Origin of the sequence: Methylocystis heyeri (assembly GCF_004802635.2) — a bacterium.
In the GTDB taxonomy this organism is placed as follows: Bacteria; Pseudomonadota; Alphaproteobacteria; order Rhizobiales; family Beijerinckiaceae; genus Methylocystis; species Methylocystis heyeri.
The window spans coordinates 103,773-119,375 of the sequence record NZ_CP046052.1; the positions used below are offsets into that span (position 1 = coordinate 103,773).

Consider the following 15,603-nt stretch of genomic DNA (forward strand, 5'->3'; position numbering starts at 1 on the left):
TCGCAGGGTGCGGTTGCGGCGGGTCGCTCGCTTGCGCGCCTAGGGGTTTCCCGCCGCGATCGCCAGAGACCGAACGGCTGTCTTCCTGATGCGGTCCTCTGATCTCTTCCCTCTCCGGCATGTCGAGGGCCGATCGCGAAAACTTCCTGCTGGACAACTGCTTAGCCCCCCGACGGAACAGCTCTGGAGAGTGCATAGACCGGCGCGAGAGTCTCGATCTGACGGCCTTCATGCTGGAAAGACATGAGCTTCATCGGCACGCCGTATAGGTGGGCGAGGTTCTCTTCGGTCAGCGCCTTTTTTGCCGGGCCGATCACATGTTCTTCTTCGGCGATCATCAGCAAAGCATCGTCGGCGATAGCGAGCGCATGATGCGGATGGTGGGTCGTCATGATGATCGTCAGTCCGTCGCGGCGTGAAAGCGTCGATATCCAATCGAGCACGAGAGCCTGGTTCTTGAGGTCGAGCGCTGAGGTCGGTTCGTCGAGGATGAGAGTCTGCATCTGGGACACCAGCGCGCGGGCGAAGATCACCAGTTGGCGCTGTCCTCCCGACAATTCATGATAAGGGCGGTCCGCATGATCCGCCAATCCGAAGCGATCCAGAGCCGCGAAAGCCGCCTCCTCATCCTGGCGCGAGGGCTGGGAGAACATGCCCACGGTCCGCGCGCGGCCCATGAGAACCATATCGAGCGCGGTGTAATCGAAGCTCACATGAAAAAGCTGTGGCACGAAAGCATAATGACCGTCGCCGGAAACGCTCCCCACCGTCGGCTTCAATGCGCCGAGCAGGATTTTGAGAAGAGTGGTTTTTCCTCGGCCGTTGGAGCCGAGAACAGCGAAAATCGAACCCCTGCGGACACGAGCCGAATAGCCCCGGAACACGAAGACGCCGTTCCGATAGGAGTGTCCGAGCCCCTCGAAAGCGACGACGGCGTCACTCATTGATCCATCCTCTCGACTGGGTCTTCCAGAACAGAAAGGCGAAGATCGGCGTGCCGACCACGCTCGTCAGCAGGCCGATCGGGATTTCCTGCTCGGTAAGGCTGCGCGCGATGTCGTCCATGGCCAGGAGATAGAAGCCGCCGAGCAGGGCCGTGATCGGCAGCAGGCGAGAATGCTCGGGGCCGACCAGCATGCGCGCGAGATGAGGCACGATGAGGCCCACCCAACCGACGCCTCCGCTGACCGAGACCTGCGCGGCAACGATGAGGGCCACGAGGCCGAGGATCGCCCAGCGTAGCGCCTCGACGTCGACGCCGAGGGCAGCGGCGTCCATCTCGCCGAGCGAAAGCAGATTGATGCGCCAGCGCAACGAGAGCAGCAGCGTGCCCGCGACGAGCGAGACGCCGGCGACGATTGCGACCTTATCGTAAGTCGCGCCTGCGAAGCTGCCGAGCAGCCAGTAAAGGATGGAAGGCAGCTTGGTCACAGGATCGGCCAAGGTCTGCAGCAAGCCGACCAGCGCGCCACAAAAGCCGCTGACGATCACGCCGGAAAGCACGAGTCCGACCGAACTCGACCGGCCCGTCGCTCTGGCGAGCGCGAAAGCCAGGCCGACCCCGGCGAGGCCGCACCCAAAGGCGAGGCCGACCACCGCAAGCGGCGGCCAGGAGAACATGATCCCGATAACGCCCCCGAGCGAAGCGCCGGACGAGACGCCGACGATCTCCGGCCCGACGAGAGGGTTGCGAAACACGCCCTGCGTCGCGGCTCCCGACATCGCAAGCCCCATCCCGCAGAGCGTCACGAGCAGGATGCGCGGCATGCGCACGATCTCGACGACAACCCAGGGCGCGTTGGCGTAATCGCCGATCGCGCCGAAAGGGGGCGTCGTCGAGACGATGCGAGCCACGTCGAGAAGGGGGACCGGATAACGCCCCAATGTGAGCGAGAACAGCAGCAGCGTTATTAGCGCGATCAAGAGCAGAACGGGAAAAGTCTTTCCAAGGAGCGACTTATCAGCCCGGGCGCCTGCGGGGAGAGTTATGGCCACTGGTTCATTTCCCCGCTTTCGCGCCGACGTCATCCGAAAGCCGTGCAGTCATCAAGAGCAACTCGTCGTGGCCTGTATGCCTCGCCGTCAGAGACCAGGTTGTATCCCGGTCCTGCCCCCTGGCGTGGATGCTGACGTCGACCCTTGCTCTACGCATTTTTCAGGCCAAATGAAAACAGACATATATGCCGTAGACTTGAAATACTCGTAGAGTATGCATACAACGTATGTTTATATCTAAAATAGGAATTTATAATACATATAAACGGGTTTTGGCTGGAAAGCGACTGCATGCCCAATAGGTCGGTGAAGGCACTGCTGCGCCCAATCGCTGCAAGTGCTCGATTCTTCTGCAAAAGGCCGAACGATTGAGCAGAAGCGGATCATCATCGAGCGCCGGCGATTTTCCCGTGCATTTGGTTCTATCGCTGCGCTCATCGCCGGAACGTCGGCGTTGGACGCGTCGCAGATTGTGGTGAACCAGCGCATTGCAGTGCGTTTCCGGGGCGGGAGCCGCTCGGCTTTCCTGGCGGCGCCATTTCAAGGAAATCACAAAGCGCAGCCTTGGCGCCGATCCTGCTTTGTAGCCTCTGACGCCAGAGATGGCGTGATCGGCCCAGTGGCGGGCCTCGCAGCAATGCCGCTGTTTTGGATGTCGGCGCACGTAATGTGCGCGACATCCAAAACAGCGGCTTTTTGTTTTTCCGAGCCGCGCAACGCGACGGCTCGCTCACATGGAGCAGGGGATATGCGAGTCGCAGCGCTCGGGATTTCACATCGCGCGCAGCGGATCGGCGGGCTGAGGAAATTTGCGCCCGTTCTGACCGCGGTTCTTTTGGTGGCTCACGACGCGCGGGCCGATGAGGCCGGCGCGGGAGGGACGTCGTCGCCGCGGCCGGCCCCGCCTCCGGTTCCGCTCTGTGTGTTCGGCGACGCCTTGCCGGGTGCGGGAAAGCTTCTGCTCACTTTGTCCCCGCAGTTTTCCGGGAACGCCAATTCCCTTGTCGGCGCCCGGGGTGTTTCGTCGCAGCAGATCGTGGCGACCACGCCTTGGTACTGGAGTCCTCTGTCCACGTTGCGGCTTGTTCCGCAGCGCCTCTTGACCGAATCCCAGACCGCGACGCTCGCCTATGGCCTCCGCGACGATCTCTCCCTTGTCCTGAACGCCGGCCTGATCGAGAAGCACATCGATCTCATGACCTTTTACGGGGCGTCGGGAATCATTCCGAGAGGGATGAGCAATCCCGGGACGGAAAGCCTGCAGGATACGCAGTTGTCGGGCATCTGGCGGGTCTACCAGGATCCTATCCATCGCATTCAGCTCAATCTGGGAATGTCCTTCCCGACCGGCAGCGACCACAATCTCGCGACCCCCTTCCAGCCGACCGGAACCTGGGCGACGGCGCGCGCCTTTTACGCCATGCAGACCGGCACGGGCACCTTCGACATCATGCCGGGGATTCTATACGCCGGCGCGCTGGCGCCGTGGTCCTGGGGCCTGTCCTATCGCGCCCGCCTGCCGCTGGGCGTCAATCCCGAAGGCTATATGTGGGGCAATTACCAGGAGTGGAACGCCTGGGCCGGCTATACGTGGGTCCCGGGCTTCACGACCACAGTCCGCGTCAACGGCAACATCCAGGATCACATCGTCGGGGCCGACTGGTGGGTGATCGGCAAGATTCAAACCGGCGATCCCGACTTCTTCGGCGGGAAGCGGATCGAGCTCTTCGGCGGCGCTTCGATCGACGGCAAGATTTTCGGCTATCCCGGGTTCAGCCTGCTGGCGGAGGCGGGAATTCCGGTCTACCAGAATCTGAACGGCCCGCAGCTCGCAAAGAACTGGCAAGCCACCATGGGGTTGCGCTGGAAGGTCGGCGACGGCGCCGTCCCCGGCGCTGCGCCGGGGCTTCCTGCGCTCAAAGACTCGCCGGACGCTTCATCGCCGTTCCCCGTGAGCTGGAGCGGCCTGTATTTCGGCGTAAACGCGGGCTATGGATGGAGCGGCGACAATTCAACCAACTTCCGCTATTTCGGCTCGGGCGGTTTCGTCGATCTGTGGGCGTCGGGCGCCGTCCCGTCGGGCTTCAGGCTGAACAGCGACGGCTTCGTCGGCGGCGCGCAGCTCGGCTACAACTACCAGCTTTCGGATAAATTCGTCGGCGGCGTCGAGACCGAGATCGACGGCGTCGTGGCCGGGGTCAACGCGGCGAACTGGCTCGCGGCCTCTCCGCTTGCTTATGTCCAGGGCTTGCGCAGCCAGCACAGTTTCGGTTCGGTGCGCGCCCGCCTCGGCTATCTCGCGACGCCCGCCCTGCTGGCTTACGCCACCGGCGGCCTCGCCTATGGCGAAACGGACCTCAGCGCCGCCTGGTTCAGCCCGGCCCTGAAGCCGGCGCTCAACGCCGGCGGCAGCTGGCTCGGCTATCAGGACTTGCGCACGGGATGGGTCGGCGGCGCCGGCGTCGAGTGGATGTTCCTGCCGAAATGGAGCGCCAAGCTCGAATATCTCTATTATGATCTCCAGACCGCGACGACTTTGCCGCTGCAGGCGGTCTACGGATCGAAAGGGCGGGTCTCGAGCGCCTATTATCAGGCCCGCTTCAATGGCGACATCGTCCGCGTCGGCGTGAATTATCACTTCAACTTTGGTGCTCCGGCTCCGGCCACGGCCAAATTTTAGCGGGACCGATAATGGCGAAGGCGATAAACTCGCCCGGTAGAGCGCAACGCGCCGCCCTTGTCCCTAACCGACCGGAATCAGCGGGTTGAAAATAGCCATAGTCGACGAGAGCCCGATCCGCGCGGCGATCCTCGAAGAAGGGTTGCGCGAAGCGGGCTACCATGACGTCGAGCTGCTCGGCGACATGCGTAATCTCCTCAAGCGCCTTTACGCTCTCGACCCCGAGGTCATATTGATCGACCTCGAGAACCCTTCGCGAGACGCGCTCGAACAGATGTTTCAGGTCAGCCGGGCGGTGCGCCGTCCGGTGGCGATGTTCGTCGATCAGAGCGACGCCGCCTCGATCGAAGCCTCGGTGAATGCGGGCGTCTCGGCCTATATCGTGGACGGATTGAAGAAGGAGCGGATAAAGTCGATTCTCGACCTCTGCGTGTCGCGCTTCAACGCTTTCTCTCGGCTCCAGGACGAATTGGCGCGCGCAAAATCCGATCTCGAGGATCGAAAGTCGATCGATCGCGCCAAAGGGATATTGATGAAGACCAAAAATCTCACCGAGGAGCAGGCCTATGCCGCGATGCGCAGCGCAGCGATGCGCGAGAACAAGAAGATCGCGGATGTGGCGCGGGCGATTCTCACCGCGGCGGATCTCCTGAAATGACCGCGGCGGGACCCCTGCGGATCGGTTTCATACCGCTCGTCGACGCCGCCGCGCTCATCGTGGCCGCGGACAAGGGCTTCGCCGCGGCGGAAGGCCTCGAGGTCGAGCTCGTGCGCGAGGCCTCCTGGTCCAATATACGCGACAAGCTCGCCATCGGCCTCTTCGACGCCGCGCATATGCTCACGCCGATGGCGATCGCGTCCAATCTGGGGCTCGGCCACATCAAGGTTCCGCTGGCGGCGCCTGTGAGCCTTGCGACCAACGGCAACGCCATCACGGTTTCGGCGCCGCTTCATGCGCAGCTGCGGCAAGAAGCCGAAGGCGACATCGCCGATCCCGCCGTCAGCGCCAGGGCGCTCGCCGCTTTGGCGCGGCGACGCGAAGCGCAGGGGCTGGAGCCGCTGACCTTCGGCATGACTTTTCCGTTCTCCACGCATAATTATCAGCTGCGCTACTGGATGGCGGAAGGCGGCGTAGATCCCGACCGCGATTTGCGGCTCGTCGTGCTCCCGCCGCCCTATATGGTCGAAAGTCTGCGAGAGGGCTATGTCGACGGCTTTTGCGTCGGCGCTCCCTGGAACTCTATCGCGGTCGACGCCGGCCTCGGCGTGATCCTGCATTTCGGCTGCGAGATTTTTTCCTGCGCGCCCGAAAAAACCCTGGCGTTACGCAAGGTCGCGGCCGAGGACGCCTTCGAACGCACGGCGGCTCTGATCCGGGCCGTAATTCGGGCCATGGCCTTCATCGGCGAAGCCGATAACCGCGGGGAGGTTGCGGCGCTGCTCGCGGCCAAAGATCGGGTGGGCGTCGACGCCGGTCTGATCTCCCGCACCCTGGAAGGGCGGCTGCGGATCGACGCGACGGGCGCCACGCGATCGAGGTCCGATTATCTGCGGATCGGGGCCGCCGGCGCCCGGCCGGCGCCGGTCGAGGCCGCCTGGCTCTATGCACAGATGGTGCGCTGGGGGCAGGCGCCTTTCGCGCCGCAATCCCTGCGCGCCGCCGTGGAAGTCATGCGGGCAGATCTCTTCGACGCCGCCGGCGGCGCAATTGCGCCGATCGCCGAGGCGCCCGGCGCAATCGGCGCATTCTCCGGACCGGCGTTCGAGCCGGATGCGATCGAGCGTTATCTCGACGCCTTCGCCATAGGCAAGAAAATCTAGATCATTTTCAGAGTCGCGCGGAAACGCATGACGGCTCGGAGTTGGAACGCCGGTTTTGATTCAATCAAAACCGAAGGCGCTCCAGTCGCGCTTCGATAATGCAAGGCGCCTTTCAATTGCGCAGCGCCTGCACAATAGGCGGTAGGCGCCGTAGATTGCAGCGTTCGATAGACTGTGGCGTCGGCTCGCCCGCGCTGCGAAACGCTCCCAAAAACCTGTTTCATCGGACAATCACAGCCAATCACGACTCCTCGCGTCAGATGGCGCCTGGATTGCTTTAATTGGTTTGGTCAACGACGACCTCCGGTCCCTCGGAAGGAATCCGACGATGGATTCCTCTCACGGGCGGCGTAACGCCTCTCTCGAAGAGAAGCGCCTGCGCTTGCGTGGTCGTCAGCCATAATCACATCATGTGCTGTACGCCATAGCGCCCGAAACGGGACCTCGAAGGTCGCGCATCGGGAGCGTTAGATGGCGCTGGCAAGAGATAATGGCGGGCGAGCCCGGCTTGTCGTGATCGGCAACGGGATGGCGGCCGGGCGCGTGCTCGAAGAGCTGTGCGAACGGTCGACCGAAGCCTATCGGATCACGGTTTTCGGCGCGGAGCCGCGCGTCAATTACAATCGCATCATGCTGTCGCCGGTTCTCGCCGGCGAGAAGCGTTTCGAAGACATCGTCATCCACGACGACGACTGGTACGCCCAGAGAGACGTGAGGCTCGTCAAGGGCGAAGCCGTCGTCGCCATCGATCGCACGGCGAAGACGATCGTCACGGCGTCGGGCCGTATAGAACCTTATGACAGACTGCTGATCGCCACGGGCTCGAGCCCGATCGTCATCCCCGTCCCGGGCGCGTCTCTCCCCGGCGTGGCGACATTCCGCGATCTCGACGATGTCGACGCCATGCTTCGCGCGGCCGAGAAAGGCGGGCGCGCTGTGGTGATCGGCGGCGGGCTGCTGGGTCTCGAAGCCGCCGCAGGCCTCAGGGCCAAGGGCATGGATGTCACGGTCCTGCATCTGATGCCGACGCTGATGGAGCGCCAGCTCGATTCTTCCGCCGGCTATCTCCTCAAGAAAGCCATGGAGCGACGCGGGATCGAAGTGCTTCTCGGCGCCGACACCAAGGCCGTCGTCGGCGGATCTCGTGTCGCCGGCGTGCAGCTCGACGACGGCCGCATCATCGACGCCGACATCGTCGTCATGGCGGTCGGCATTCGTCCCAATGCGCGCCTCGCCAAGGAAGCAGGTCTCGAGGTCGAGCGCGGCGTCAAGGTCGACGATGGGCTGCTGACGAGCGATCCTGATATTTTCGCCGTTGGCGAATGCGTCGAGCATCGCGGTCAATGTTATGGCCTGGTCGCGCCTTTGTTTGAAATGGCCAAGGTAGTCGCTGCGCGCCTTTGCGGCGCCGTCGGCGCCGTTTATTCCGGCTCCGTCACCTCGACGAAGCTGAAGGTCTCCGGCGTCGATCTTTTTTCAGCAGGAGACTTCGCCGAAGGCGAGGATTCCGACGAGATCGTGCTGCGCGATCCGGCGCGCGGCATCTACAAGCGCATCGTTCTGCGCGACGACCGTATCAGAGGCGCGGTGCTCTATGGCGACACCGACGACGGCCCGTGGCTGTTCGATCTCATAAAGAAGCGCGCCGACATCAGTGCGATGCGCGACATGTTGATCTTCGGCCAGGCCTATCAGGGAGGCGCCTCCCTCGACCCTATGGCGGCCGTTGCAGCCTTGCCGGATGATGCGGAAATCTGCGGCTGCAACGGCGTTTGCAAAGGGACGATACTGAATGCGCTGTCGTCCAAGGGGCTGTCTACCCTTGATGACGTGCGCAGCGAGACCAAAGCTTCGGCCTCCTGCGGCCAGTGCACGTCCAAGGTTGAGGCGCTCATCGCCGGCGCGCTCGGCGAAAGCTATCGCGCGACCGCACGCAAGCCGATGTGCAGATGCACCGATCTCACCCATGAGGAGGCGCGCGGATTAATCGTATCGCGTCGCCTCGACTCCATGCCGGCGGTAATGCAGGAACTCGGCTGGAAGACGTCCTGCGGCTGTCCGTCCTGCCGACCGGCGCTCAACTATTATCTGCTCTGCGCCTGGCCGTTCGACTACAAGGACGATGCGCAATCGCGCTTCGTCAACGAACGAGTCCACGCCAATATCCAGAAGGACGGAACATTTTCCGTCGTGCCGCGCATGTGGGGCGGGTTGACGACGCCCGACGAGCTCCGGGCCATCGCCGACGTCGCCGACAAATTCGCCATTCCGACCGTCAAGGTGACGGGAGGCCAGCGCATCGATCTTCTGGGGGTCAGGAAAGAAGACCTGCCCGCAGTCTGGGCCGATCTCAACGCCGCGGGCCTCGTCTCCGGCCATGCCTACGCCAAGGGATTGCGCACGGTGAAAACCTGCGTCGGCAAGGAATGGTGCAGGTTCGGCACTCAGGACTCGACCGGACTCGGCGTCAAGCTGGAGCGCCTGCTTTGCGGTTCGTGGACGCCCGCCAAGATCAAGCTTGCCGTCTCGGGCTGTCCGCGCAACTGCGCCGAAGCGACGGTGAAGGATATCGGCGTCGTCTGCGTCGACTCCGGTTACGACATCCATATCGCCGGCGCCGCGGGCCTTCATGTGCGGGCGACCGATCTCCTCGGCCATGTCGATAGGGAAGAAGAAGCGCTCGAATATGTCGCCGCGGTGATGCAGCTCTATCGCGAGGAGGCGGCCTATCTCGATCGGCTCTACAAATGGGTCGAGAAGACCGGGCTCGAACGCGTCCGCCGCATGATCATGGAGGATCACGACGCGCGCAAGGCGCTCTATGAGCGCTTTCTGCTGTCGCAGCGCGCCGTGCGCAAAGACCCTTGGGCGGAACGGGCCGCGGGCTTCGGCTCCGGAGAATTCGCGCCGCTCGCGGTCATCAGCCCCATCGCCGCCGAGTGAGGAGAAAATCCATGAACGTCAACGCGCCCAGTTGGTTCGACATCGGCTCGCTCGATCAAATCCCCAAGCGCGGCGCACGCCTCGTTAAGACGCCGCGCCGCGACATCGCCGTGTTCCGCACGGCAGGCGACGAAGTGTTCGCGCTGGAAAATCGCTGTCCCCACAGGGGCGGTCCTTTGAGCGATGGCATCGTGCATGGCCGCAAGGTCGCATGCCCCCTGCATAACCTGATCGTCGACCTCGAAAGCGGGGACGCTGCGGGGGACGGCCAGGGTTGCGCCCGCAGTTTTCCGGTCAAGATAGAGAAGGGGCGCGTCTATCTCGAGATGAGCGCCGCTGTCCGGCCTTGAGCAAGAAACAAAGGGCGCGCCGATGACGGGAGCGGAAAGAATCGTACACACGACCTGCCCCTATTGCGGGACGGGCTGCGGCGTCGAAGCGCGCATTTCGCCGTCGGGCAGGGTGGAAGTCGCCGGCGATCGCGGCCATCCCGCCAATTTCGGCCGTCTGTGCGTAAAGGGCGCGGCGCTGGCCGAGACGCTGACGCATGAAGGACGTCTGCTGCATCCGATCGTGAACGGGACGCGGGCTTCCTGGCGCACGGCGATCGATCACGTCGCGGGGAATTTTCGCCGGACCATCGAGGCGCATGGGCGGGAGTCGGTCGCCCTCTACGTGTCGGGCCAGATGCTGACCGAGGATTATTACGTCGCCAACAAATTGATGAAAGGCTTTATCGGTTCCGCCAATATCGACACCAATTCGCGGCTGTGCATGGCGTCGTCCGTCGCCGGCCACAAGCGCGCTTTCGGCGCCGACATCGTTCCCAATGTCTATGAAGACATCGAGGAGGCCGATCTCGTCGTCCTCGTCGGCTCCAACCTCGCCTGGTGCCATCCCGTGCTCTTTCAGCGGCTGGATCGGGCGAAGGCCGCGCGTCCCGGAATGCGCGTCGTGAATATCGATCCGCGCCGCACTGCGACGAGCGAGATCGCCCATCTGCAACTCTCTCTGAAGCCCGGCTCCGACGTCGCCCTGTTTCTCGGCCTGCTGCGATTTCTGGAAAAATCGGGCCGGCGCGACGCGGACTATGTTCGGGCTCATACGAGCGGCGTCGAAGAGGCGCTGCAGGTCGCGCAAGTCTGGAGCCTCCCCGAAGTCGCGGCGGCGACGGGCCTCGACGAAATGCTGATCGAGCGCTTCTATGAAATTTTCGCTGCGACCGAGCGGACGCTCACGATCTATTCGCAGGGCGTGAACCAGTCCTCCGCGGGGACGGACAAGGTCAACGCCATTCTCAATTGCCACTTGTCGACCGGCCGCATCGGCCGGCCGGGGGCGGGCCCGTTTTCGGTCACGGGGCAGCCCAACGCCATGGGGGGCAGGGAGGTCGGCGGCCTTTCCAACCAGCTCGCCTGCCACATGGAGCTCGATGATCCGCGAAGCCGCGAGCTCGTGAAGCGATTTTGGGGCGCCGAAACCATCGCCGACAGGGCGGGCCTGAAGGCGGTCGAGCTGTTCGAGGCCGTCGGCGACGGCCGGATCAAGGCGCTCTGGATCATCGGCACCAATCCGGTCGACAGCCTGCCCGAGGCCGACAAAGTGAAGCGTGCGCTCGCCGCCTGTCCTTTCGTGGTCGTTTCGGATGCAATGGCGCAGACGGACACCGCCGCTTTCGCCCATGTGGCCTTGCCCGCCCGCCCCTGGGGAGAAAAGGACGGCGTTGTCACCAATTCGGAGCGGCGCATCTCGCGCCAGCGAGCCTTGCTTCCCGCCGCGGGCGAAGCCATGCCGGACTGGTGGATAATCTGCCGCGTCGCCCGCGCCATGGGCGCCGAAGGGTTCGATTACGCCGGTCCGGCGGAAATCTTCCGTGAATATGCTGCGCTCTCCGGCCATTTGAACGACGGCGGGCGAGCCTTCGACATTTCCGCCTGCCAAGAAATCGGGGCGGCCGAATATGAAAGGCTGCGCCCGTTCCAGTGGCCCTGGCGCAGGGGAGAAGCCGCCGGCGCGACTCCAAAGAGGTTCTTCGCCGAGGGGCGTTTCTTTACCCCGGACGGCCGCGCTCGCTTCGTCGCCACGCCTTTTCGTCCGCCAGAGAGCCGCAGAAGCGCCAAGACGCCTTATGTCCTGAACACCGGGCGGATGCGCGATCAATGGCACACTATGACGCGCACAGGCCTCGCGCCGAGTCTCTCGCAGCATATCGCCGAGCCTTTCGTGGAAATTCATCCCGACGACGCGGCGCGCGTCGGTCTTCAGCCGGCGGGGCTGGCGTGTCTTTCCAACGAGCACGGCTCGACGATTTTGCGCGCTCTGGTGACCGACCGCCAGCAGAGGGGCGCATTGTTCGCTCCAATTCACTGGACCGACCAGAACGCCGGCGCCGCGCGCATCGACGCTCTCGTCGCCGCCAGGGTCGACCCCGTTTCCGGCCAGCCCGAGTCGAAGGCTTCAGTGGCGCGGATCGAGCCCTGGCCCGCGGCCTGGCACGGTTTTGCCCTGACCCGCGAAAAGCCCGGGCGGATCGCGGCCGATTATTGGGCGATGGCGCGCACCGGTTTCGGCTGGCGCATCGAGCTCGCCGGCCAAAAGGAGCCGGCGGATTGGGACGCCTTCGCATGCGGCCTGCTCGGAAAGGACGAAAGCAGCGGGGCCAGACTCGCCTATGCGCAAGACGCGCGGCTCGGCGCGCGCCGCTGGATCTTTTCGCAAAACGGGCGCCCGACCGGCCTCTTGTTCGTCGAGCGCGAGCCGGTCGCGGCTTCACGCGCCTTTCTCTGCGCCGAATTCGAAAAAGCGGAGGCGTGCGATGCTCGCGCGCTGCTCGCCGGTCGCTCGCCGACAGGCGTTTCGGACGATGGCCGCATGGTCTGCGTCTGCCACGGCGTCGGCGCCAATACGATCGAAGCGGCTATCGCCGACCGTGCCTGCGACGATCTCGACGCGGTCGGCCGCCTCACCAGGGCTGGGACGGGCTGCGGCTCCTGCCGCCCGGAGATCCAGCGAATGCTGAGAGGCGCCGAGACGCAAAAACCCGCAGCGCAGATCTCGCCGGGCGTTCGCCTTGTCGAGTCTCTCGAATGACGTCGACCGTCAACGCGCAGATTTTTCATTTCCAGCGCAACCGAAAGGAGCCGAACCACATGAAATTCGAGGACTTCAAGAAGGCCGGCCACTGGCCGACTCTGCTCGCGGCGTTTCTTTACTTCGACGTCAGCTTCATGGCCTGGGTCTCGCTGGGGCCGCTGATCGTCTTCATCGCCAGGGACATGCATATTTCCGTGGAGGACAAGCTGTCGCTCGTCGCCGTCCCGGTGCTGGGCGGCGCCTTTTTCCGCATGCCGCTGGGGCTGATCGCCGACGCCATCGGCGCCAAGATCACCGGCGTCATGGCGCAGGCGGCGGTGATCTTTTCCGTCATGCTGGTTTACGTGTTCGGGCTTCCCGGCCCTCTGCCGATTGCGGTCTTCGGCCTGTCGCTGGGCGTCGCGGGCGCCGCTTTCGCCGTCGCTCTGCCGCAAGCGAGCAGATGGTATCCGCCCCAATATCAGGGGATCGTGATGGGAATCGCCGGCGCCGGCAACATGGGGGTGGTGCTCGACACGCTTTTTGCGCCTTCGATAGCGGAACATTACGGCTGGCGCGCGGTGTACGGCCTGCTGCTGGTCATGATGGCGCTGACGCTGGCCTTTTACGCCTTCGCCGCAAAAGACGCCCCCGCGACGCGGGCCAGGATCGGCCTCGCCGACTACGGCCGGATGCTGCTCGACGCCGACAGCCGCTGGTTCATGTTCTTCTACTTCATCACCTTCGGCGGCTTTGTCGGGCTGGCTTCCGCCTTGCCGCTCTATTTCACCGTGCACTACCATGCGAGCGGCGTCGCCGCGGGACTCGCCGTCGCGCTGATCGTCGCGGTGGGATCCGGCTTTCGTCCCGTCGGCGGCTATATCGCCGATCGCATCGGCGGAATAAGGACGCTTTCCATCCTCTTCGGCGTCGTTGCGCTGAGCTATTTCGGCGTCGCGACGATGCCCGAGGGGCCGGCGCCGGCCGGCGAAGCAGGCTGGAGCCTCTTTCAACTGCCGCCGGTCGCGTGGGTCGCGGTGGGATTGTTCTCGATCGGCATGCTCAGCCTGGGCATGGGCAATGGAGCCGTGTTCCAGCTGCTGCCGCAGCGATTTCGCGGCGAGATCGGCGCGATGACCGGATTGGTCGGCGCTGCGGGCGGTCTCGGCGGCTTTTTTCTCGCCAAGACTCTGGCCTTCTCCAAGGGCGAGACAGGAGGATTCTTCGCAGGCTTCTCGTTTTTCGGCGTGCTTGCGATTCTCGGCCTGTTCGGCCTGCTGCTGGTCAAGTCGCGCTGGCGCACGACCTGGGGCGCCGTATCGGGGGCGCGGATCTAACGCGAAAGGGTTCCTCTCTTGCTCAGCCGCTACGACCACGATCTGCGCGTCGAAATCGGCTTTTGCACCGAGACGGGCAGGCGGCGGGACAACCAGGACTATGTCGCCGCCTGCTCGGGGCCGCTCGGCCCCGGCTCGCTTCATGGCCTCGTTGCGGCGGTGGCCGACGGCGTGGGCGGCCACAAGGGAGGGCGCGAGGCGGCCGAGACGGCGGTGCGCGGCTTCATCGAGGCCTATTTCGCCTCGCCCGAGACGATCGGCGTCGCGCGCGCCGCAGCGCGGGCGCTCGAATCCATCAACGGCTGGATCGCCGCGCAGGCGCGCGTCGATCAAAAGCTCGCGGGAATGGCGACGACTTTCTCGGCGCTGATTTTCTCGAGACGCTCCGCATATCTCGCCCATGTCGGCGATTCCCGGGCCTATCGGCTGAGAGGCGAAGATTTCGAACAGCTGACGAACGACCATGTGCTGGGGCGCGGCGAGAGCGCCCATGCGCTCATTCGCGCGGTGGGTTTCGAGGATGTGCTGCGGGTCGATCATGCCTCGCACGCGCTCTGCCTCCATGACCGCTTTCTTCTGTGCAGCGACGGGGTGCATGCGTTCTTGCGCCGCGAGGCTATTCGCAAGCTCCTTGCCGAGCGCGTCTCGCCGCAGGAGGCCGCGGAAAGACTGGTCGCCGCGGCGCTGGCCGCCGGGAGCGACGATAATGCGACGGCGCTCGTCGCCGATGTCGTCGATCTCCCTCCTGCAGACCAGGGAGCGCTGTCGCAGCTCGCCGCCGGTCTCCGCATCGGGGAGCCGCCGGCGCCCGGGGAGGTCGTGGACGATTACCGGCTCGAACGGATCATCTCGCAGGGGCGCAACAGCCGATTGCTACTTGCGACGGATCTGCGCAACGGCCGGCCGCTCGTCGTCAAATTCCCGCTAGCGCGGGTCGCCGACGACGCGAGCCGCCGCCGGGCTTTCGTCAACGAGGCCTGGGTCGCCGGGCGCATCCGCAGCCCCTATGTCGGCGAGATCGTCGAGCCGGAGGAGGGCCGCAGGACGCAGCTTTATTCCGTCATGCCCTTCTATGAAGGCGAGACGCTCGAAGCGCGGCTCGCGCGGGCGCCGAAGATCGAACTGGAGGAGGGGCTTTCGATCGCGACGCGCCTTGCGCGGGCGGTCGCCGCTCATCGCGCGGGCGTCGTTCATCGCGACATCAAAGCCGACAATGTGATCCTGCTGAAGGACGGCAGCCTGCGTCTGGTCGATCTCGGGGTCTGCCGGGTTCCTCGTCTCGAGGATTTTTGCCCCGAGGACATTCCCGGCACGCCGAGCTACATGGCGCCGGAACTGTTCCTCGGAGCCTCCGGCGACGAGGCCTCCGATCTTTTTGCGCTGGGCGTCACCCTGTATCGCGCTTTTGCACGCGATTACCCCTATGGCGAAATCGAGCCCTTCAGCACGCCGCGGTTCGGCCGGCCGCGCCCCTTGATCGTAAAGCGGCCGGATCTTCCCGCCTGGATCAATGCCGCCATCCTGCGCGCGGTCGCCGCCGATCCGCGCGATCGCTTCGGCGACGTGGTGGAATTCGCGTTCGAACTGGAGAACGGCGCTCTGCGGAATATTGCGCCGCCTGCGACGAAGAAACCGCTCTATGAGCGCAATCCGCTGGTTTTCTGGAAGAGTCTGAGCTTGATTCTGGCGTTCCTGCTCTTTCTCGCGCTGATCCCTCGGGCCTGGCGTTGAGCGCATGGTCGGCTCCTGTGGATT

Annotated in this window: 10 protein-coding genes; 8 read left to right on the forward strand and 2 right to left on the reverse strand. The window is 64.3% G+C overall.

What is annotated here, in order from left to right:
• Positions 1 to 161 precede the first annotated feature (161 nt).
• Positions 162 to 944: an ABC transporter ATP-binding protein gene (locus H2LOC_RS00450; protein ID WP_136494600.1), complete on the reverse strand. Its 783-nt coding sequence runs from the start codon at positions 942 to 944 to the stop codon at positions 162 to 164.
• Complete coding sequence (locus tag H2LOC_RS00455; protein ID WP_246207227.1) at positions 937 to 1,989, reverse strand: FecCD family ABC transporter permease; 1,053 nt, start codon at positions 1,987 to 1,989, stop codon at positions 937 to 939. Before H2LOC_RS00455 ends, H2LOC_RS00450 begins: the two co-directional genes overlap by 8 nt.
• 754 nt (positions 1,990 to 2,743) lie before the next feature.
• On the opposite strand from H2LOC_RS00455, the gene H2LOC_RS00460 reads away from it, so the two are divergent.
• From H2LOC_RS00460 to H2LOC_RS00495, 8 genes are all read left to right on the forward strand, one after another.
• A complete protein-coding gene (locus H2LOC_RS00460) occupies positions 2,744 to 4,675 on the forward strand; it encodes an outer membrane protein (RefSeq protein ID WP_162009670.1) in 1,932 nt (643 codons plus the stop codon).
• An 85-nt stretch (positions 4,676 to 4,760) separates the two neighbouring features.
• Positions 4,761 to 5,333: an ANTAR domain-containing response regulator gene (locus H2LOC_RS00465; protein WP_202620505.1), complete on the forward strand. Its 573-nt coding sequence runs from the start codon at positions 4,761 to 4,763 to the stop codon at positions 5,331 to 5,333.
• Positions 5,330 to 6,496 (forward strand): CmpA/NrtA family ABC transporter substrate-binding protein, encoded by a 1,167-nt coding sequence (locus tag H2LOC_RS00470; RefSeq protein WP_136494604.1) that lies wholly within the window; start codon positions 5,330 to 5,332, stop codon positions 6,494 to 6,496. The genes H2LOC_RS00465 and H2LOC_RS00470 overlap by 4 nt, the downstream gene beginning before the upstream one ends.
• A 471-nt stretch (positions 6,497 to 6,967) precedes the next feature.
• Positions 6,968 to 9,439, forward strand: a complete 2,472-nt coding sequence (gene nirB, locus H2LOC_RS00475) for a nitrite reductase large subunit NirB (RefSeq protein WP_136494605.1) — start codon at positions 6,968 to 6,970, stop codon at positions 9,437 to 9,439.
• Between the two features lie 11 nt (positions 9,440 to 9,450).
• Positions 9,451 to 9,789 carry a nitrite reductase small subunit NirD gene (gene nirD / locus H2LOC_RS00480; protein ID WP_136494606.1) on the forward strand — a complete coding sequence of 113 codons (339 nt, stop codon included), beginning with the start codon at positions 9,451 to 9,453 and terminating at the stop codon, positions 9,787 to 9,789.
• Between the two features lie 22 nt (positions 9,790 to 9,811).
• Complete coding sequence (locus H2LOC_RS00485) at positions 9,812 to 12,529, forward strand: nitrate reductase (RefSeq protein WP_136494607.1); 2,718 nt, start codon at positions 9,812 to 9,814, stop codon at positions 12,527 to 12,529.
• The gene (locus tag H2LOC_RS00490; RefSeq protein ID WP_343040047.1) at positions 12,526 to 13,848 is read left to right on the forward strand and encodes an MFS transporter; all 1,323 of its coding nucleotides are present in this window, start codon (positions 12,526 to 12,528) and stop codon (positions 13,846 to 13,848) included. Before H2LOC_RS00485 ends, H2LOC_RS00490 begins: the two co-directional genes overlap by 4 nt.
• Positions 13,849 to 13,866: 18 nt before the next feature.
• Entirely contained in the window at positions 13,867 to 15,579 is a 1,713-nt protein-coding gene (locus H2LOC_RS00495; protein WP_136494608.1) for a bifunctional protein-serine/threonine kinase/phosphatase, read from the forward strand.
• The last annotated feature ends 24 nt before the right edge of the window (positions 15,580 to 15,603 follow it).

Excerpts from the sequence above, each read along its gene's own strand:
- H2LOC_RS00490 (WP_343040047.1), top strand. The coding sequence starts at position 12,526 with ATGACGTCGACCGTCAACGCGCAGATTTTTCATTTCCAGCGCAACCGA.
- H2LOC_RS00450 (WP_136494600.1), bottom strand. The coding sequence starts at position 944 with ATGAGTGACGCCGTCGTCGCTTTCGAGGGGCTCGGACACTCCTATCGG.
- nirD (WP_136494606.1), top strand. The coding sequence starts at position 9,451 with ATGAACGTCAACGCGCCCAGTTGGTTCGACATCGGCTCGCTCGATCAA.
- H2LOC_RS00470 (WP_136494604.1), top strand. The coding sequence starts at position 5,330 with ATGACCGCGGCGGGACCCCTGCGGATCGGTTTCATACCGCTCGTCGAC.
- nirB (WP_136494605.1), top strand. The coding sequence starts at position 6,968 with ATGGCGCTGGCAAGAGATAATGGCGGGCGAGCCCGGCTTGTCGTGATC.
- H2LOC_RS00485 (WP_136494607.1), top strand. The coding sequence starts at position 9,812 with ATGACGGGAGCGGAAAGAATCGTACACACGACCTGCCCCTATTGCGGG.
- H2LOC_RS00460 (WP_162009670.1), top strand. The coding sequence starts at position 2,744 with ATGCGAGTCGCAGCGCTCGGGATTTCACATCGCGCGCAGCGGATCGGC.